This is a genomic window from Vibrio sp. UCD-FRSSP16_30 (assembly GCF_001676025.1).
Lineage (GTDB): Bacteria > Pseudomonadota > Gammaproteobacteria > Enterobacterales > Vibrionaceae > Vibrio.
Genome location: NZ_LZFW01000024.1, coordinates 192,837 through 210,088 on the forward strand (window position 1 = coordinate 192,837; position 17,252 = coordinate 210,088).

Sequence of the window (17,252 nt, forward strand, 5' to 3'; positions counted from 1 at the left end):
GCTATAGAGATCTGTCGTTATAGAGTTCTATCATTATAGCGATCAATAGTCATATCACTCACTTGCAATGGCATACAAGGTATAAGCGGATTTCTCTGCTTAATTGCGCCATTGTAAGGTGTTTATTTCACAACTGTTATCGGTTAGCAGACGTAATTGCTAAAAACTTCCGATATGTGACCACACTGTGAATAAAGACATCTTTCCCTTGAATATAGAACAAAAAAAGGCTTAGCGTGTTGCTAAGCCTTTATCTTGATAAGCGTGACTACTGGGTCATTACTTTAGAGCTGCTTCCACCTTTTCAAACAAATCTTTAGCAAGATCTGAAATGTTTTGCAGTGTTTCAAGCTCAGCGCGCATGAGTGCTTTGCGTTTCTCGTCATAGCGAGCAAACTTAAGTAAAGGATCAATCAAACGTGAAGCAACTTGTGGGTTGCTTGAGTTTAACTGCGCAAGCATTTCGCCGGCAAAACGATAGCCACTGCCATCAATCGCGTGAAACGCCACTGGGTTACTAAAGAAAGCACCAATTAAGCAACGTACACGGTTTGGGTTTTGCATGCTAAACGCAACATGATCCATGGATGCTTTTACAACAGACAGTGCATCGATATCCGGTTTAGTACCTTGCAACATGAACCATTTATCCATAACAAGTCCATTGTCTGACCAACGCTCGCTATAAGCTTCCATAAGTGACTCGCGGCACTCAAGATTGCTTTGGTTGGCTGCCGACATTGCGCCAATGGTATCGGTCATGTTGTCGCTTGCATCAAATTGCGCTTGGGCTAAATCTTTGTATGCTGGTAAGCAAGAAAGATAACCCAGACACGTATTGCGTAATGAACGTTTTGCAATGCTCGCATGAGCAATGTCATAGCTATTGCTTGCAAGGCTCTGGTAGGTATCAAACAGTTGTGCTTCAAGACCTTTAGCCAGTGCCAATTTAAGTTCTTTTAGTACTTTTGAAATAGCATCAACATCAATCACATCAAACCAACCGCTCACTTCACTGTGCGGTGGTAAGGTTAACGCTTCTGCTACAAATCCGTTATCAAGAGACTTGTCGCTAAGTAGCGCAGCAAATGACTGAATCACATCGTCAGATAAAGCGATTGGCGTATTGTTTGATACCGCCTGCTTAATGTACTGAGACATCAATGATTGGCCAGCATCCCAACGAGACACTTCGTTAGTTGCGCACTTCATTAATAGAACAAGTTGCGCTTCAGTGTATTGGTATTCAAGTTTAACTGGCGCAGTAAACTCTCTAAACAATGACGGCGTTGGTTTTTCATCAACTTGTTCAAAAACAAACTGCTGTGCATCTTGAGTAATGTGAAGAAGTGAGCTTCGCTCCTCTCCAGCAACAATCATAGGAATAACACTACCATCAGCGCGGTACAATTCGATATCAAATGGAATGTGTAAGGCTTGTTTTTCTTGCTGAGTTGCAGTTGGCGGTGTGTGCTGGCGAACGTCTAACGTATAAGTCTTGTTTACCGCATCAAAGCTATCAGTCACGGTGACTGTTGGCGTACCTGATTGGCTATACCAAAGTTTAAACTGAGTAAGATCAACACCTGACGCATCTTGCATAGCCGCCACAAAATCATCACAGGTTGCCGCGGTGCCATCATGACGTTCAAAGTACAGTTTAATGCCCGCTTGGAACGCTTGCTCACCCAGTAACGTATGAATCATACGAATCACTTCACTGCCCTTTTCGTACACAGTCAGCGTATAGAAGTTATTCATTTCTATTACTTTTTCTGGACGAATAGGATGCGACATTGGGCTTGCGTCTTCAGCAAACTGTGGACCGCGAATAATACGAACATTGTTAATGCGATTTACAGAGCGTGAACCTAGATCACTTGAGAACTCTTGGTCTCTAAATACCGTTAAGCCTTCTTTAAGGCTTAATTGGAACCAGTCACGACAAGTGACTCGGTTACCGGTCCAGTTATGGAAGTATTCGTGGCCAATAACCGCTTCAATACCAAGGTAATCTCTATCTGTAGCTGACGCTTGATCGGCAAGAACAAACTTAGAGTTAAAGACATTAAGTCCTTTGTTCTCCATTGCGCCCATATTAAAGAAATCAACCGCAACGATCATGTAGATATCAAGGTCGTATTCAAGACCAAAACGCTCTTCATCCCACTTCATAGAGTTTTTAAGGCTCAACATTGCGTGATGCGCGCGCTCGATATTGCCTTTATCGACAAATATCTCTAATGCCACTTCACGCCCACTGCGAGTGGTAAATGAATCGACAAGCTGATCAAAGTCACCGGCAACCAAAGCAAATAGATAACAAGGCTTTGGATGTGGGTCTTGCCACTTAACCCAATGACGGCCATTTTCTAGTTGACCTTCATCCACTTTATTACCGTTACTGAGTAAAAATGGAAATGCTTGCTGATCCGCTTCAATAGTGGTGGTGTATTTTGCTAATACATCGGGTCTATCTAGGAAATACGTAATGCGTCTAAAGCCTTCTGCCTCACATTGAGTACAAAAAGCACCATCAGAGAGATACAAACCTTCAAGAGCGGTATTCGCTGAAGGATCAATCTGCGTAACAATTTTTAATTCAAACTTAGCCGGTAGGTTTGACAGTGTTAAGCCATCATCAGTTTGCTCGTAATCAGACCACAATGCGCCATTAACGGACACTTCTTTCAGTGGTAATTGGTCACCGACTAAAGCCAAAGAATTGTCATCACCATTTGCGGTTACTTGAGAAGTCGCAGTGACTAATGTTTGTGTAGTGTGCAATTGAAACATCAAGTCGATGCTGTCAATAAAATGAGAAGGCGGAGTATAATCTTTACGATATTTAGCCACAGGTTGAACAGAAGCTGCGTCTTTCATTCGTATTTCCTTAATGATGAGATTCTTTAATAGCGTAGATTCTTATTTTCTTACAATAATTTCAAGCTTTACGGTTGCTTTCGCCGTGTTTTTTTTATTTATCTAAATTTGATATGAATAATCGGAATTGTTTTGCGTTAAATGCCATCACTTGAACTTATTTAATGATCTCACCCCTATTTTTAATAATGATTAACCTCATTGAACTCTTGCCAATTCAGCATACATATCCACTCCAGTACCCGACAAAGTTAATACGTCATTTTCAAGGTTGTAATTTGATTGGGTTTCACCGTTTTCATACAGCAGCACAATATAGTCATTCTCTATATAGTAGATACCGCGCTTAATCGACTCTTGCCCATTAGTGCCACTTGAACGAAACATAAAGATAAAATCAGGTTGTAGAATTAAATCTAATTTTTGTACGTCACTGGCCAATAGATCGTCACCAGAAATCACTTGGCTAGACCACACTCCTGCAAGCGGTGCCGATAACGCTTTATTAAAGGTCATACCGTCTAAACTGAGTTTATTGTGAGTAGTCTTATAAAGATAACTTTGAGGGCTTTGAGATTGAGTGCCAAGAGTAATACTATCACTGCTGACCTGATACTCTCCTTGCCAACGATCGATTGCGTTGTCGTGACGCTGGATGTCGATACTAAACGTATAATTGGAATTAAACGTCAGCCGTATAGCTGTAAAATCTTGCTGACTTTGCTCTGAAGGGTCACTGGTGATAAACCACTGTCCAAGTAAAAATGGATAGTCAAAACTCGGGTCTTTATGCCCACTTGAATAAGCAGAAAAAGACAATAAAATACCGATAAGAAACGCCCATACACATCTTCGCATCATGACTATCCCGATCATTCCCAAACCACTAAAGCTTAGGGGGACTTCTATAAATATGCGAAATTTTTTGAAGTAAATCACAGCAAGTAGATAAAACAAAAGCTGCACATACAAAAAAAGTGGCCATTGGCCACTTTTTAATAATGTTCTATCTAGTTTAGCTAATGACGATTAGCTAGCACTATCAGAAAGCATATCAACCATTATCTCGACTGACTCATCAAGATAAGCATCAGGGGTTTCATAATCTTTAGAGACATCATCTAGTGATTTAAACGCTTTATCTCCCATCGCTTTTTGGCGCTGGTTAATACGGTCTAAACGCAGTTGATCTCGCTTATCAGACTCCTGCTGGCGCGTTTTCAAATTCAAGGATAAATCGTTAGAATCCTTTTCTTCTTTATAACGCGCAATATCTTCCTGAATAAACCCAAACTCCATGTCTTTTTTGACACGTTGTTCGTGCTGGGCAGTCAGCGTTTTAATTAAAGATGACTCATCATTAAGTTTGCTGTATTTAGCCGGCTCAATGCTATCCCAAGGAAGCGCATTATCTTCGACACTTTCACCTGTTTCTGCAGGATCAATTGGCGTTGGATAATGAATATCTGGAATCACACCTTTATTTTGCGTACTACCACCATCAATTCGATAGAATTTTTGAATGGTGTATTGCACATAACCGAGTTCATTATCAAACAAGTCATAAATATGGTTCAACGAACGATGCTGCTGTACCGTACCCTTACCAAATGAATTCTCACCTAAAATAATCGCTCGACCATAATCTTGCATTGCCGCGGCGAAGATCTCAGATGCAGACGCACTGTAACGGTTAATTAAAACTGTCATCGGGCCATCATAGCTAATCAGGTTATCATTATCTGAATTGACATTGATGCGACCGTAGCTGTCTCTTACCTGAACTACAGGACCACTGGTAATAAACAACCCAGATAGCGCCGTAGCTTCGCTAAGTGCACCACCACCGTTATTACGCAGGTCAACAATAATGCCATCAACGTTCTTCTGTTTTAGATCGTTGATTAACTTATCGGTATCTTTTGATAAGCCCACATAAAAGCTAGGTACTTCAAGTACGCCAAACTTCTTACCGTCTTTTTCAATGATTTCAGACTTAACTGCGCGATCTTCTAGACGAACTTTATCTCGAACAATGGTGATTTCACGACTTTTTGCATCTTTACCTTCTGGTAAAATCTGCAAAATAACCTTAGTACCTTTCGGACCTTTGATTAGTTCGACAACATCATCTAAACGCCAACCAATGACATCAACCACTTCTTTGCCGTCTTGACCAACACCAATGATTCGGTCACCGTCGTTTAACTCTTTACTGTTAGCAGCCGGTCCACCAGCCACTAATGAACGAATGACGGTATAGTCATCGGTCATTTGCAGTACTGCGCCAATGCCTTCAAGAGAAAGGTTCATTTCGGCTTGGAACGAATCGGCACTTCGAGGAGAAAGATAACTGGTGTGTGGATCGACCTGACGAGCGAATGCATTCATATACAACTGAAAAACATCTTCACTATGAGATTGAGAAATCCTCTTCATTGCGTTGTTATAACGCTTTGAAAGTATCTCTTTGATCTCAGGCCACTTTTTATCAGTAAGTGCGAGGTTTAACGCATCGTACTTCACACGTTGGCGCCATAACTCATCAATTTCTTTTGCATCGACAGGCCAAGCTTCTTTACTTCGATCAAGTTCGATTGACTCATCAGTGTCAAACTTAATTTCATGGTCAAGTAAAGTCAGTGCGTAAGTATAACGTTCAAAGCGCTTTCTCATCGCCATATTATAAAGCTCAAAAGCAATGCTGTTATCGCCTTCTTTTAATGCTTCATCGAGCGAAGTACGCTCCGTTTTAAAACCGGATATTTCAGTTTGAGTGAATAGATTGCGACTAAAATCCAACATATCGAGATAACGATCGAATATCTCTGCTGAAAATTGGTCATCAAGCTGAAATTGCTTGTAGTGAGAGCGAGTAAAACGGGATGTCACTCGTTTGGCAGCAGTTTGATGCTGAACTTCAGGGGTAAGAACCGGTAAATCTTTTACCGTGAGGTTTGCTTCTACAGCATTTGCAGAAGCAGCTAGCATAACGCTAGCTGCAATCAGCGTAATCTTTGAACGCATATTCATTCGCAGGATAAGCTCCTTTTAAGCGCGAAGATGCTCCGCTTTAACAACCATTTGTAGGCCATTATTGAGTTGCACTCGCACATCATCCTTGTTTACTTCAACAATGGTCGCTGCCATGTTGCCTTTACCCATATTCACATTTACATTGTTGCCAACAGTAAGTTCGTCGTTATTCAATGCGCGTGTTTCAACAGGGGCTTGTTTAACTTGCTCCACTCGTGGCTTAGGCTTACGAGCTGGTGCAGCTTTCTTCGCTTGAGCGCGTTTTGCTTTTTGCTCTTCGCGGGCTTTGTCTGCTTGTTCTTTTCTACGAGCTGCTACGCGTGCTTTGCTTTCAGCAAGTGCTTGCTGTGCATGATCAACGTGTTCTTGCTCCAATACGCCACAATCGTTACCGTCAAGGTCAACACGAATTGCACCCGTTTTGACACCATGTAGATAACGCCATGAAGAAGTGTACTGTCTTAGTGCTGCTCTAAGTTGAGTTTTACTTACTTTAGCATCTTCACTTAATCGTTCTGCTAAATCCTGAAAAATACCAATTTTCAGTGGTTTAGCTTCGCCTTCTAAAGTAAAGCACTTAGGGAAGCATTCAGCAATGTACGCAATCACTTCTTTGCTGGTTTTTAGTTTTTCGGTGTTTTCCATGCGGGTTCCTGATTAAACGCGACTTTTGCGCGAGATTCTCAATAATATTCTGCGCTATTATAAAGAGATGCCAAGTAAAAACCACTACAGAGTGTTATTTTACTTCGAGTTAATTGCCTTATTGAGCAATTTTTCTACCATATCCATCACTAAGACTAAGCCTTGCTCATCAATTTCGCTAAATCGACCGACTTCAGGGCTGTCAATATCTAAAACGCCAAACACCTCGCCATTGATAGAAAATGGAATCACTATTTCAGAATTACTGGCTGCATCACACGCAATATGACCTTCAAACTGATGTACATCTTGGATGCGTTGAACGGTGTTAGTTGCTACGGCAGTACCACAAACGCCTTTACCCCACTCAATACGAATGCAAGCAGGATTACCCTGAAATGGGCCAAGAACCAGTTGAGCGTTTTCTTTTAGATAAAAACCAACCCAATTAATATTCGCCATTTCCATATTGAGAATGGCACTGATATTGGCAAGGTTGGCAATTAAATTACGTTCATCACCAATAAGAGCCTCAATTTGTTGTGTCACTCTCTGATAATCTTTAATATTCACTTAATCACCTATAATTGAAATTGTAACTAAACCTTTTTAAACCAATCTCTGATTAGATTTAATTTTTGAGATAAGGTATATAATGCATGCAGTCCCTTATAAGCATTGAATCTAACAAGGATGAGATCTCTACTTTTGACTACTTCGCAACATAATATCAGGTACAACTGACTCGATGGCAATAGGCAATCGTCAAATCAATGTCAATTCACAGCTACGCCTATGCCAAGGCTGTGGGTTAAGTGTTGCGTCACCAACGATTAACAGCAACCAAAATGCTTACTGTCCCCGCTGTAACACTCAGCTTTATCGAGGCCATCGCCACTCTTTTTCTGGTGACGTCGCGCTGGCTGTTGTCGGACTGCTGCTGTTTATTCCCGTTATTTTCGCCCCTTTCCTATCCATTCGCCTATTTGGTGAGTATATCAGTGCCACTTTATTAGACGGTGTCATTCTACTGGTGGACGAAGGCTTTTCTTTTGTCGCATTGCTGGTGTTTTTTTGTAGCTTCTTAGTGCCTATAACGCTTTGCATATCGGTTATCAGCGCCAATATTGCATTAAAGCGCAATAACTACAGTGTGATGCGTTGGAGTTTATTTGGCATTTATAAGCTCAAGCATTGGATGATGATTGATGTTTATATTGTCAGTATTGCCATTTGCTGCTTTAAGCTCACCGATTATAGCGACCTGATTTTTGGGCTTTCATTACCAGTACTGGCGGTGCTGCAATTAATTTGTCTTGCGCTTGTGATGAGAGTGAGCCCTCGAAGATATTGGCAACAATTTGACGATCAGCAAAACTTGCAGCGTCTGGTCGCTGAGGATCTTGTTGCTGAGGGGCTTGTCGCTGAAGATGTTAAAGCCGAACAACTTTATGACTGCCCTCAATGCCATTTAATTCAAACTCATACTCATCAATGCAAACGATGCCAACAACCCATGAAACTGAGCGCCTCTAAATCTTTGCAGGCAACTTGGGCTTACCTGATTGTGGCGAGCTTAGCGCTGATCCCTGCCAATGTAATTCCTATTTCAATTCTTTTTACCAACGGTGCCAGAATTGAAGACACCATTTACTCTGGCGTCATATCACTCATTAACAATGATATGTTGGTCATTGCCATCATTATCTTTATTGCCAGTATCGTGGTGCCTGTAGCCAAGATTTTAGGCCTTTTATATCTTCTATTATGTATCCACTTCAAACGAAGCGTCTTTCATCGTCAGCGTATGATGTTGTTTTATGTTGTGAAATGGATTGGAAAGTGGTCGATGGTCGACCTATTTGTTATGTCTATCATGTTAACCTTGGTTGATAGAGGCCAAGTATTGAATTTTACACCCGGTTTCGGCGCTGTTGCCTTTGGCATTGTCGTGATCTTTACTATGTTTGCTACCGATGCGTTAGATCCAAAACTCATCTGGAAGAACCATACTTCTACACTCGCCCCTTCAACATCAACTAGTGAAACTTTTTCATGACTGAGCAAAAACATTCATCATTAGCAGAACCTAAGATCAAGCGTTCAACGGGACTGTCTCCCCTTTGGGCACTGCCTATTGTCGCGCTCTTTTTGGGCGGATGGCTAATGTATAAAAGCATTAATGAAGCAGGTCAGCACGTACGCATTCATTTCTCTAATGCTCAAGGCTTAATAGCAGGACGAACGACCCTACGCTTTCAAGGCTTAGAAGTGGGTATGGTTCGTAAGCTCGAGTTAGCAAAAGACTTAGACGGCATTTATGTCGATGCAGAGCTGTACCCTAATGCCAGGCAATTACTCGGCAAAGATACTAAGTTTTGGCTCGTTAAACCCACCGCCAGTTTATCTGGCGTATCCGGATTAGATGCCTTGGTCTCTGGTAACTACATTGCGATACAAAGCGCTTCATCAGGGTTTACTCAGCCACCCTCATCATTTAACGCACTCTCTAAGCCACCACAAGATTTGCACAGTGGTAACACTCATGGACTTCGTCTTACTCTTAGAAGTAAAGATCTGGGCTCAGTTAATGTTGGCTCAAAAATTCTGTTTAGAAAAATCCCCATTGGTGAGGTATACAGCTTTAATCTCGATGACGACGGTAAGTCCGTGATATTACGAGCGCTCATCGATGAGGAATATGATCATATTATCAGTAGCGAGAGCCGTTTTTGGAATGTCTCAGGAATCAATGCAAAAGTCGGTTTTGACGGCGTTGATGTGAATGTCGAAAGCCTCGCGGCACTGATAGGCGGTGGTATTGCGGTTGATTCACCCGCAAAAGGAACCGCTGTTGCCGCGGATACCGAATTTAGACTCTACCCAGATCTTGCCACCGCAGGACGCGGTATTCCGATTAAAATCACCCTTCCAGATGATAATAATATTAACCCATCAGGCGCGCCTCTGGTCTACAGAGGCATAGAGATAGGCCAAATTACTAATGTGCGACTAAGTAAAGATAGAAAAGATATTGTGGCGCAAGCAACAGTTGAACCGGCTTATCACGACCTGCTTAATTCTGGATCGCAGTTTTTGCTAGAAGAAGCATCATTGTCTCTTGGCGGAGTCGATAACATCGGCAATTTTGTCACCGGTAATTTCTTAACCCTTCTACCTGCACAAGGCAAAAATGCAGGTGAACGAACCCGAAGCTTTACCGCGGTGAAACAAGCTGAGCTCAATAGTCAAAACAGTGGCAACTTAGCGCTTTCTCTGATGGCTAAACACAGCTTTGGTTTGCAAAGTGGCTCCGCTATTTTGTACAAAGGAATTCAAGTTGGTCACGTTACGTCGTCACAACTTCAAGAGCACAACGTAAAAATTAACGTATTGATTGATGCTAATTATCGCGAACTGATTCGCTCTGGTAACCGCTTTTATCTATCGAGCCAAGTCTCGGCCAATTTAGATGAAGGGAACCTCAATATTAATGTTCCGCCATTGCAGCATCTTCTATCCGGTAGCATCAGTTTTATTCGTGATGGTAAAGATAAGGTGAATTCTAGCTATACCCTGTATTCAAGTCAGGCACTTGCAGAGCTTGCTTTGCACACCAATGCCACTCATCAAACCTTATCCCTTCTGGCCAGTGAAATGCCTTCGGTCAGTGCAGGTAGCCCTATTTATTATCGTAATTTGGTGGTTGGCCAAGTATTGGATTATAAATTGGGTCACTCGGGAATGGAGGTTGAGATTAAGCTCGACAGTCAATACCGTCACTTACTGAAAAAAGACAGCGTATTTTGGAATCATTCCGGGGTTGAAATTGATGCCAGCTTAAATGGACTGTCTATAAAAGCTGCTCCTCTTAGCCGCGTATTACAAGGCGGTATTGCTTTTGATAGCATTCCTGGGGTTGAAAACAAGCTCAGCAAACATTACAAGTTATATCCTGATCAAACCTCTGCAAGACAATTTGGCAAGGTCATTCGCCTTACTTCAAGTTACAACAACGCCATTGCCGCGGGCAGTAAGATAACCTATCAAGGGGTGAATGTTGGGGAAGTCACTGTAGTCACTCCTTTATTTAAACAGCAAGGCGTGGAATTTTTAGCCCGTATTTACCCTGAATATGTGTCTAATATTGCGGTTAAGGGGTCGCAGTTTTGGGTAGTCAGTCCTGAGATCAGCTTGTCAGGAATCAAAAACCTAGCCAGCGCATTGATCCCAAGCATTGAGGTATCTCCATCTGACAACGGCAAAGCGCAGTTTCAATTTAACTTGCAACAACAGCCGCCGTCACACAAAACGGTGACCTTTTATTTGCAAAGTGAATCTAAGGGTTCAGTTAAAGTTAACACCCCTATTTTATATCGTGAAATCGAAGTGGGCGTCGTCAGCGAAGTCCGCTTAGGCGAGCTTGCTGACAGAGTCATCATGACCATCGAAATCAATCAAGATTATGCCTATTTGATTCGCAAAAACTCGCTATTTTGGAATGTCTCCGGATTAGATATTTCGGTAGGTCTTAGCGGCGCACAAGTAAAAGCCGGCACTGTGGATAGCATATTAAAAGGTGGCATTGCATTTGCCACGCCAGAAGACAAAGAACTGGCAAGCCCTGCAACTGACGGCCGTTCATTTTATCTGCATGATAAAGCTGAGCCAGATTGGTTAACATGGCGCACTGCTATAGCCAAACCTCAATAATGAAAAATAGGACTTAATGCAGCTAATTTATATAAGGGCTTAATAAAGGACGCTGAGCTAAGCCCTTTCATCCTGTGGCGAGCATTGCTACACTTGCCATGCTCGCCTATTCACAGGAACACTACCTTGCATCAGAATGTATACATCCCCGATGAGTTTATCCAACTTATCTCCCAGCAAATGCCAAGTCATCTACAACTAGACGAATTACTCGAAGCTTGTAAGCGCCCATTAAAACGAAGTATTCGTGTTAACACGTTAAAAATAAGCGTTGATGAATTTAAGTCTCAAGCGAAAGATATGGGATGGCAACTTACCCCTGTACCTTGGTGCAGTGAAGGTTTTTGGTTAGACAATGTTGATGACTCTCAAACAGCACTGGGCAATACTAGCCAACACTTAGCAGGGCTATTTTACATTCAAGAAGCCAGTTCAATGATGCCTGTCACGGCACTATTTGATCAATTTATTGCCGATAGTGATTCACGAGTTTTGGATATGGCGGCAGCGCCCGGTTCTAAAACCACTCAAATTGCCGCCAAGCTGAATAATAACGGTCTGGTGATTGCTAATGAGTTTTCCGCTAGCCGAGTAAAAATTCTATTTGGTAACCTCATGCGATGCGGCGTTGGCAACATGGCAATGACCAACTTTGATGCTAGAGTATTTGGTCCGTGGTTGCCAGAGACCTTTGATGCCATCTTACTTGACGCGCCGTGCTCTGGAGAAGGTTCCCTTCGTAAAGATGCAGACGCAATGAAAAACTGGAGCTTAGCCTCAGTTGAAGAAATTGCACAGACACAAAAAGACTTGATAGAAAGTGCGTTTCACGCCCTAAAGCCAGGCGGCACACTGGTTTACTCTACCTGCACTCTCAATCAACAAGAAAATCAGCAAGTCGCGCAACATTTGATGGATACTTTTGCCGATAGTGTTGAAATTGAGCCTTTAAATGATCTCTTCGAAGATGCTGCGCAATCACTGACAGAAGAAGGCTACATTCACGTCTACCCACAAATTTATGACTGTGAAGGTTTCTTCATTGCTCGATTTAAAAAGATAGGCTCGGTCGAAGCGCCGCAAGTCAAAAAACGACTGGGTAAGTTTCCTTTCACGCGTATGACCGACAAAGAAAGTCACACTGTCACTAATGCATTGCATGATACATTGGGCATCAAACTCTCAGCGCAGTATTGCTTATGGCAACGTGATAATGAAGTGTGGTTATTCCCAACCTTGATTGAACCACTGCTCACAAAGATGCGCTTTCAACGCATCGGCATCAAACTGGCAGAAGCCCATAAAAAAGGCTATCGCTGGTATCATCAAGGTATTGTGGCAATGAGTCAGCATAATGAACAAAATGCGGTAGAGTTAACTCTAGAAGAAGCGCGCGAATGGTATATGGGACGTGATATTCGCCCACAGACCGTTTCAGGCAAAGGTGAAGTGCTGATTCGCTATGATAATGTGACGATTGGTATTGGAAAATGGGTGGGTAATCGAATTAAAAACGGTCTGCCTAGAGAGATGGTGCGAGATAACAACCTTTTCTAAATCAAAATGATGGGCGATAAACGGCGTTGTAATCTAGCAATATACAGGCGTTGATCCCCATCTAATTACCTTCAATTGATGGTAATCATACTTGCGTGTACTAAACTGATAGTTATACAGCGATTAGTACTGGCTCTGCAAAAGAGCCATTCCCCTAAGCCTAGGTCAGGATAACCTAGGCTATTTTTTGGCTAGTTGATTGACGAATCTACCCAGCCAAAATTATACCAATCACAGTAATTAAACTTTCAAAAATAGCGCAGGAAGAACACTTGAAAACAAGGCGAATCTTTTTGATAAGTCGTTATTCTACAATCAAAAATTTCAACGCGGTTATCAAGTGTTAAAACCCGCTAGGCTGATCAGAGATTTGCTACGATTAGTATTACTCTTCTGATGATTTAACTTGATGTATTCCATCAGATTCAATCGTAATGTGCCCTGCTTTATACAGGCCGCCAATGGTCTTTTTAAAGGTACCTTTACTGGTACGGAAAACTTTAAAAATTGCATCTGGTGTCGATTTATCATTTAGAGGTAAGAAGCCCTCTTTTTTGCTCAGCAGATCTAAAATCTTCTCACTAAGATCGTCCATTTTCGCGACGCCAACTTTTTGTAGTGACAAATCAATCTTGCCGTCTTCACGAACTTGCTTAATGTAGCCTTTCAGGCGTTTACCAACAAACAGTTTGCCAATCACATCTGAGCTGAAGATCATGCCCCAATGCTCTGAATTAATGATGGCTTTGTAGCCTAATTCGCTTCGCTCTGCTATCAGAAGATCAACGTGTTCATTAGACTTATAATGGTGCGGTGTTTTATCCAACCATTTATTGAATTTGGTTGTACCGACAATTCGTCCACTGGCGTTATCAGTGTAAACATAAACCAGTATTGTTTGTCCTTCATGGAACGAAGCACGTTGTTCGCTGTAAGGAATCAACAAGTCTTTCTTTTCGATGCCCCAGTTTACAAACGCACCAATACTATTGATGCTTCTGATTTCCATCAAGCCCCACTCACCAACTTGCGCAATAGGCGTTTCGCGAGTAGCACAAAGCTCATTTTCAGAATCAAAGTAAAGAAATGCTTTTACATATTGTCCAACTTCAGGCTCTTCACTGAGTTGTTTCTTAGGTAGCAATACGCTTCCATAATCAAAGGCGTCTAGAAATACGCCAAAATCAGTGATTTGGGAGACTTTAAGTGAGTTTAGTTGGCCAATTTTAATCATGTATTTACTCTGGTTTGTCGATAAGCGGGCGATTGTATTGCCTAAATCAGGCAATACAAAGCATTTTTTACAACTTTAATCCCAACGGATTATTCTATGTCGATAACATCACACAAAGGATACTCTAATAGAAAATCTTGTAACTTAGATTTTGAGCTCAAACCTTCAGTCAGAACGATACCTGATTTACGAGCAGAGGTAGCCTGAGACAGTACTTGGTTAAGCAGGATTAATACCGATTCGTGCTCAACATTATAATCAGAAGATACCGCTTCATTGTTACGATCAACGCCTAACGTCAGTTGCGTCAATGATGGTAAATCAATGCATACACCATCAAAGTATTTAAGCAAACGCTCAGACAGTAGCGCCGCTGATGGTGTATCAGCACCAAATAGCACTTTTAGACCGTTTAGTCCGCGCGGTAAGCCTTGCTCCGCTAAATTATCAATCACGCGCGCCGCATCACTTAAAGTGCGTACAAACGGTACCACCACTTCAACATTGATGCCCTGCTCGCGCAGCATTTTAACAAACTCACATTCAAGGGCGAAGCTAGGTTTGAAAAACTCAGTTGCATAACGGCAAACGCCGCGACTGCCTAGCATAGGGTTTACTTCGGCTTCTTCTAAACTACCGCCAATCAATGTAGATAACGCGCTGCTATCACTATTGCTCAGTTCAATGCGCACGCGCTTATGCTCATTTAGCTTTAGCTTAGTTGCGGTTTCACTCAGTACTTCTAGATAAAATTGTTTAAGATCTTGACCATTGAGTACAGCGTCCAATGCCATTTGATCAGCTTCACTTAATACTGTGTCGCGACCAATAAGAGCGGGATGAAAAAAGACACGCTCTTGGATGACATCACCGATTGAAAGGAACACATGCTCAGCTCCGTCTTGGCTTTGTTGCAGTGAGTTGCCCAAAAGTATTTCTGAATTTAGCGTGTTTGACATTTGCGTCCTACCTGACTCTTATTTGTGGTTAATCCAATCAAAATACCACCACCTATAAATGTTTCAAATAGCCAATTAAAAAAATAGCGAAAGAAAATAGTAGATTGGCGCTTTCATCCCTTTTATTGAGCATTTTTTAACTGCCTTTCAGATAATTACCAAGTAAGTGTTACCTTCTTAACTAATCCATTATGAGTAAATTTCGGTAAATTAACTTATCAGCATTTATTCCTACCCATATTTCCGTTATCTTTAGCACAATTTCGAAAGAAGAAGAAAAGTAAATTATGTCTCTAAAAACCGATGAATTGCGTACCCAACCTCTTGGGCCAATGCCAACACCTGCAGAACTGTCTTTTAATCACCCTCTTACTCAAGAGATCGGTGCCAAAATTGAAGCTTCTCGTGGCCAAATCGAAGATATATTAGAGGGCAAGGATAAGCGACTGCTTGTTATTGTCGGTCCTTGTTCAATTCATGATACCCAAGCAGCTGTAGATTATGCGCAGCGATTAGCGTCTATCCAAGACCAATACAAAGACCAGCTCTTTATTGTCATGCGCACGTATTTTGAAAAACCTCGTACTATCATTGGTTGGAAAGGATTAATTACCGATCCTAATTTAGATGGTTCATACGCATTGGAAGCAGGCTTAAATAAAGCTCGTCAACTTCTATTAGACATCAATAAGTTAGGTGTACCAACCGCCACTGAATTTCTCGATATGATTACCGGTCAGTACATTACTGACTTAATCTCTTGGGGCGCGATTGGTGCTCGTACTACCGAGTCACAAATTCATAGAGAGATGGCTTCGGCTTTATCATGTCCTGTAGGCTTTAAAAACGGCACTAATGGCGCAGTTAAAATAGCCATTGATGCAGTACGTGCTTCTCAATCTCAGCATTACTTCTACTCTCCGGATAAAAACGGACGTATGACGGTATATCGCACCTCTGGTAATCCTCACGGGCACATTATTTTACGTGGTGGTGATACTGGACCAAACTTTGATGCTCAATCTGTCGAGCATGCTTGTAATGAATTGGGTAAAGTGGGACAACAACAACGCCTAGTTGTTGATTTCAGTCACGCAAATTGCCAAAAACAGCACAGAAAACAATTGGATGTTGCCAAAGACATTGCTTCTCAAATAAAATCAGGCAGTTCATATATTGCCGGGATCATGGCAGAAAGCTTTATTGAAGAAGGTAATCAACCAATGGATGACCTCAATGCATTACAATATGGTAAGTCGATTACTGACCCATGCTTGAGTTGGGATCAAACTATCGAGATGCTGGATATTCTCTCTGATGCCGTTAAAACACAACTTTAAGGAAAACCACATAAATGCCTTCATTTGACGTTGTTTCTGAAGTCGAAATGGTCGACATTCGCCACGCGGTAGAAAATGCCAATCGTGAAATTGCCACTCGCTTTGATTTCAGAGGCGTTCAAGCCAGTTTTGAATTTAAAGATGATTCAGTAAAACTTATTGCTGAGGCTGAATTTCAACTAAAACAGATGCGTGACATTTTGCGTGGCAATTTAACTAAGCGCAGTGTTGACGTCAACACTATGGATGCTCAAAAAGAAGAAGCGTCTGGCAAAAACCGATACCAAACCGTTCTATTTAGACAAGGTATCGACAAAGAAATGGCGAAAAAATTAGTTAAAACGCTAAAAGATGCCAAGCTAAAAGTACAAGCGAGCATTCAAGGCGAAAAAGTCCGTATTACGGGTAAAAAACGCGATGATTTACAAGCGGCAATTGCGTTTATTAAAGGCTCAGATTTAGGTCAGCCTTTCCAGTACGAGAACTTTAGAGACTAATAGCCATCGCATAAAAGCTCTTCAACAAAGTTCTTTATTTACGTCATTTAATAAAAGACTTTAGAGATAAAAAAACGAGAGCCTTTGCTCTAATGCCGATCATTTAAGCAAAATATGATCAGTTGACCGATCCTCCAGAGGTGTCAAAATCCATGTGTATCTAATGCACATGGATTTTTTTATGGATGTCTCCCAAGCCCTAAACGTAATTAATGACTGGAAACCTAGCAATGTAGAAACCTTGTCTGACTTGCTACCGATAGAGCTAATCAATGAGGCCTATTCCCTTACCGATACCGTGACTATGAGAAAACGAAAACTCACACTCGAGTCTATGGTTTGGCTACTTGTGGGAATGGCTATTTATAATAATAAATCGATGAAAGAT

The 17,252-nt window shown here is 41.7% G+C and carries 13 protein-coding genes; 6 read left to right on the forward strand and 7 right to left on the reverse strand.

Annotated features, from left to right (window positions below; translation table 11 throughout):
• Positions 1-279: 279 nt before the first annotated feature.
• From pepN to A9260_RS11240, 5 genes are all read right to left on the reverse strand, one after another.
• Positions 280-2,883: an aminopeptidase N gene (gene pepN, locus A9260_RS11220; RefSeq protein WP_068699006.1), complete on the reverse strand. Its 2,604-nt coding sequence runs from the start codon at positions 2,881-2,883 to the stop codon at positions 280-282.
• 198 nt (positions 2,884-3,081) lie between these two features.
• On the reverse strand, positions 3,082-3,741 hold the full coding sequence (locus A9260_RS11225; protein ID WP_068699047.1) for a hypothetical protein: 660 nt from the start codon (positions 3,739-3,741) through the stop codon (positions 3,082-3,084).
• A gap of 171 nt (positions 3,742-3,912) precedes the next feature.
• A complete protein-coding gene (prc, locus tag A9260_RS11230; RefSeq protein WP_068699008.1) occupies positions 3,913-5,916 on the reverse strand; it encodes a carboxy terminal-processing peptidase in 2,004 nt (667 codons plus the stop codon).
• Between the two features lie 18 nt (positions 5,917-5,934).
• Positions 5,935-6,564, reverse strand: a complete 630-nt coding sequence (proQ, locus tag A9260_RS11235; RefSeq protein WP_068699010.1) for an RNA chaperone ProQ — start codon at positions 6,562-6,564, stop codon at positions 5,935-5,937.
• Positions 6,565-6,663: 99 nt separating this feature from the next.
• A complete protein-coding gene (locus A9260_RS11240; RefSeq protein ID WP_068699012.1) occupies positions 6,664-7,137 on the reverse strand; it encodes a GAF domain-containing protein in 474 nt (157 codons plus the stop codon).
• A 175-nt stretch (positions 7,138-7,312) separates the two neighbouring features.
• Here A9260_RS11240 and A9260_RS11245 point away from each other — a divergent pair, with 175 nt between their 5' ends.
• The 3 genes from A9260_RS11245 to rsmF all read left to right on the forward strand — a co-directional run bounded on the left by A9260_RS11245 (position 7,313) and on the right by rsmF (position 12,834).
• Complete coding sequence (locus A9260_RS11245) at positions 7,313-8,623, forward strand: paraquat-inducible protein A (protein WP_068699014.1); 1,311 nt, start codon at positions 7,313-7,315, stop codon at positions 8,621-8,623.
• Entirely contained in the window at positions 8,620-11,277 is a 2,658-nt protein-coding gene (locus A9260_RS11250) for an MlaD family protein (RefSeq protein WP_068699016.1), read from the forward strand. The genes A9260_RS11245 and A9260_RS11250 overlap by 4 nt, the downstream gene beginning before the upstream one ends.
• Positions 11,278-11,403: 126 nt before the next feature.
• Entirely contained in the window at positions 11,404-12,834 is a 1,431-nt protein-coding gene (gene rsmF / locus A9260_RS11255) for a 16S rRNA (cytosine(1407)-C(5))-methyltransferase RsmF (protein ID WP_068699018.1), read from the forward strand.
• Between the two features lie 385 nt (positions 12,835-13,219).
• Here rsmF and A9260_RS11260 read toward each other — a convergent pair whose 3' ends face one another.
• Both A9260_RS11260 and A9260_RS11265 read right to left on the reverse strand, forming a co-directional pair.
• Positions 13,220-14,068 (reverse strand): CvfB family protein, encoded by an 849-nt coding sequence (locus A9260_RS11260; RefSeq protein WP_068699020.1) that lies wholly within the window; start codon positions 14,066-14,068, stop codon positions 13,220-13,222.
• A gap of 89 nt (positions 14,069-14,157) precedes the next feature.
• The gene (locus A9260_RS11265; RefSeq protein WP_068699022.1) at positions 14,158-15,027 is read right to left on the reverse strand and encodes a putative PEP-binding protein; all 870 of its coding nucleotides are present in this window, start codon (positions 15,025-15,027) and stop codon (positions 14,158-14,160) included.
• 287 nt (positions 15,028-15,314) lie between these two features.
• On the opposite strand from A9260_RS11265, the gene A9260_RS11270 reads away from it, so the two are divergent.
• The 3 genes from A9260_RS11270 to A9260_RS11280 all read left to right on the forward strand — a co-directional run.
• Entirely contained in the window at positions 15,315-16,367 is a 1,053-nt protein-coding gene (locus A9260_RS11270; protein WP_068699024.1) for a 3-deoxy-7-phosphoheptulonate synthase, read from the forward strand.
• 14 nt (positions 16,368-16,381) lie between these two features.
• Positions 16,382-16,864 (forward strand): YajQ family cyclic di-GMP-binding protein, encoded by a 483-nt coding sequence (locus A9260_RS11275; RefSeq protein WP_068699026.1) that lies wholly within the window; start codon positions 16,382-16,384, stop codon positions 16,862-16,864.
• Positions 16,865-17,045: 181 nt separating this feature from the next.
• Positions 17,046-17,252: transposase domain-containing protein (locus A9260_RS11280; RefSeq protein ID WP_197485221.1), on the forward strand; the 207-nt coding region annotated here is incomplete at its 3' end.

What these genes read in the sequence shown, in the direction of transcription:
- pepN (WP_068699006.1), bottom strand. Translation starts at nt 2,883, where the DNA reads ATGAAAGACGCAGCTTCTGTTCAACCTGTGGCTAAATATCGTAAAGAT.
- A9260_RS11225 (WP_068699047.1), bottom strand. Translation starts at nt 3,741, where the DNA reads ATGCGAAGATGTGTATGGGCGTTTCTTATCGGTATTTTATTGTCTTTT.
- prc (WP_068699008.1), bottom strand. Translation starts at nt 5,916, where the DNA reads ATGAATATGCGTTCAAAGATTACGCTGATTGCAGCTAGCGTTATGCTA.
- proQ (WP_068699010.1), bottom strand. Translation starts at nt 6,564, where the DNA reads ATGGAAAACACCGAAAAACTAAAAACCAGCAAAGAAGTGATTGCGTAC.
- A9260_RS11245 (WP_068699014.1), top strand. Translation starts at nt 7,313, where the DNA reads ATGGCAATAGGCAATCGTCAAATCAATGTCAATTCACAGCTACGCCTA.
- A9260_RS11250 (WP_068699016.1), top strand. Translation starts at nt 8,620, where the DNA reads ATGACTGAGCAAAAACATTCATCATTAGCAGAACCTAAGATCAAGCGT.
- A9260_RS11260 (WP_068699020.1), bottom strand. Translation starts at nt 14,068, where the DNA reads ATGATTAAAATTGGCCAACTAAACTCACTTAAAGTCTCCCAAATCACT.
- A9260_RS11265 (WP_068699022.1), bottom strand. Translation starts at nt 15,027, where the DNA reads ATGTCAAACACGCTAAATTCAGAAATACTTTTGGGCAACTCACTGCAA.
- A9260_RS11270 (WP_068699024.1), top strand. Translation starts at nt 15,315, where the DNA reads ATGTCTCTAAAAACCGATGAATTGCGTACCCAACCTCTTGGGCCAATG.
- A9260_RS11275 (WP_068699026.1), top strand. Translation starts at nt 16,382, where the DNA reads ATGCCTTCATTTGACGTTGTTTCTGAAGTCGAAATGGTCGACATTCGC.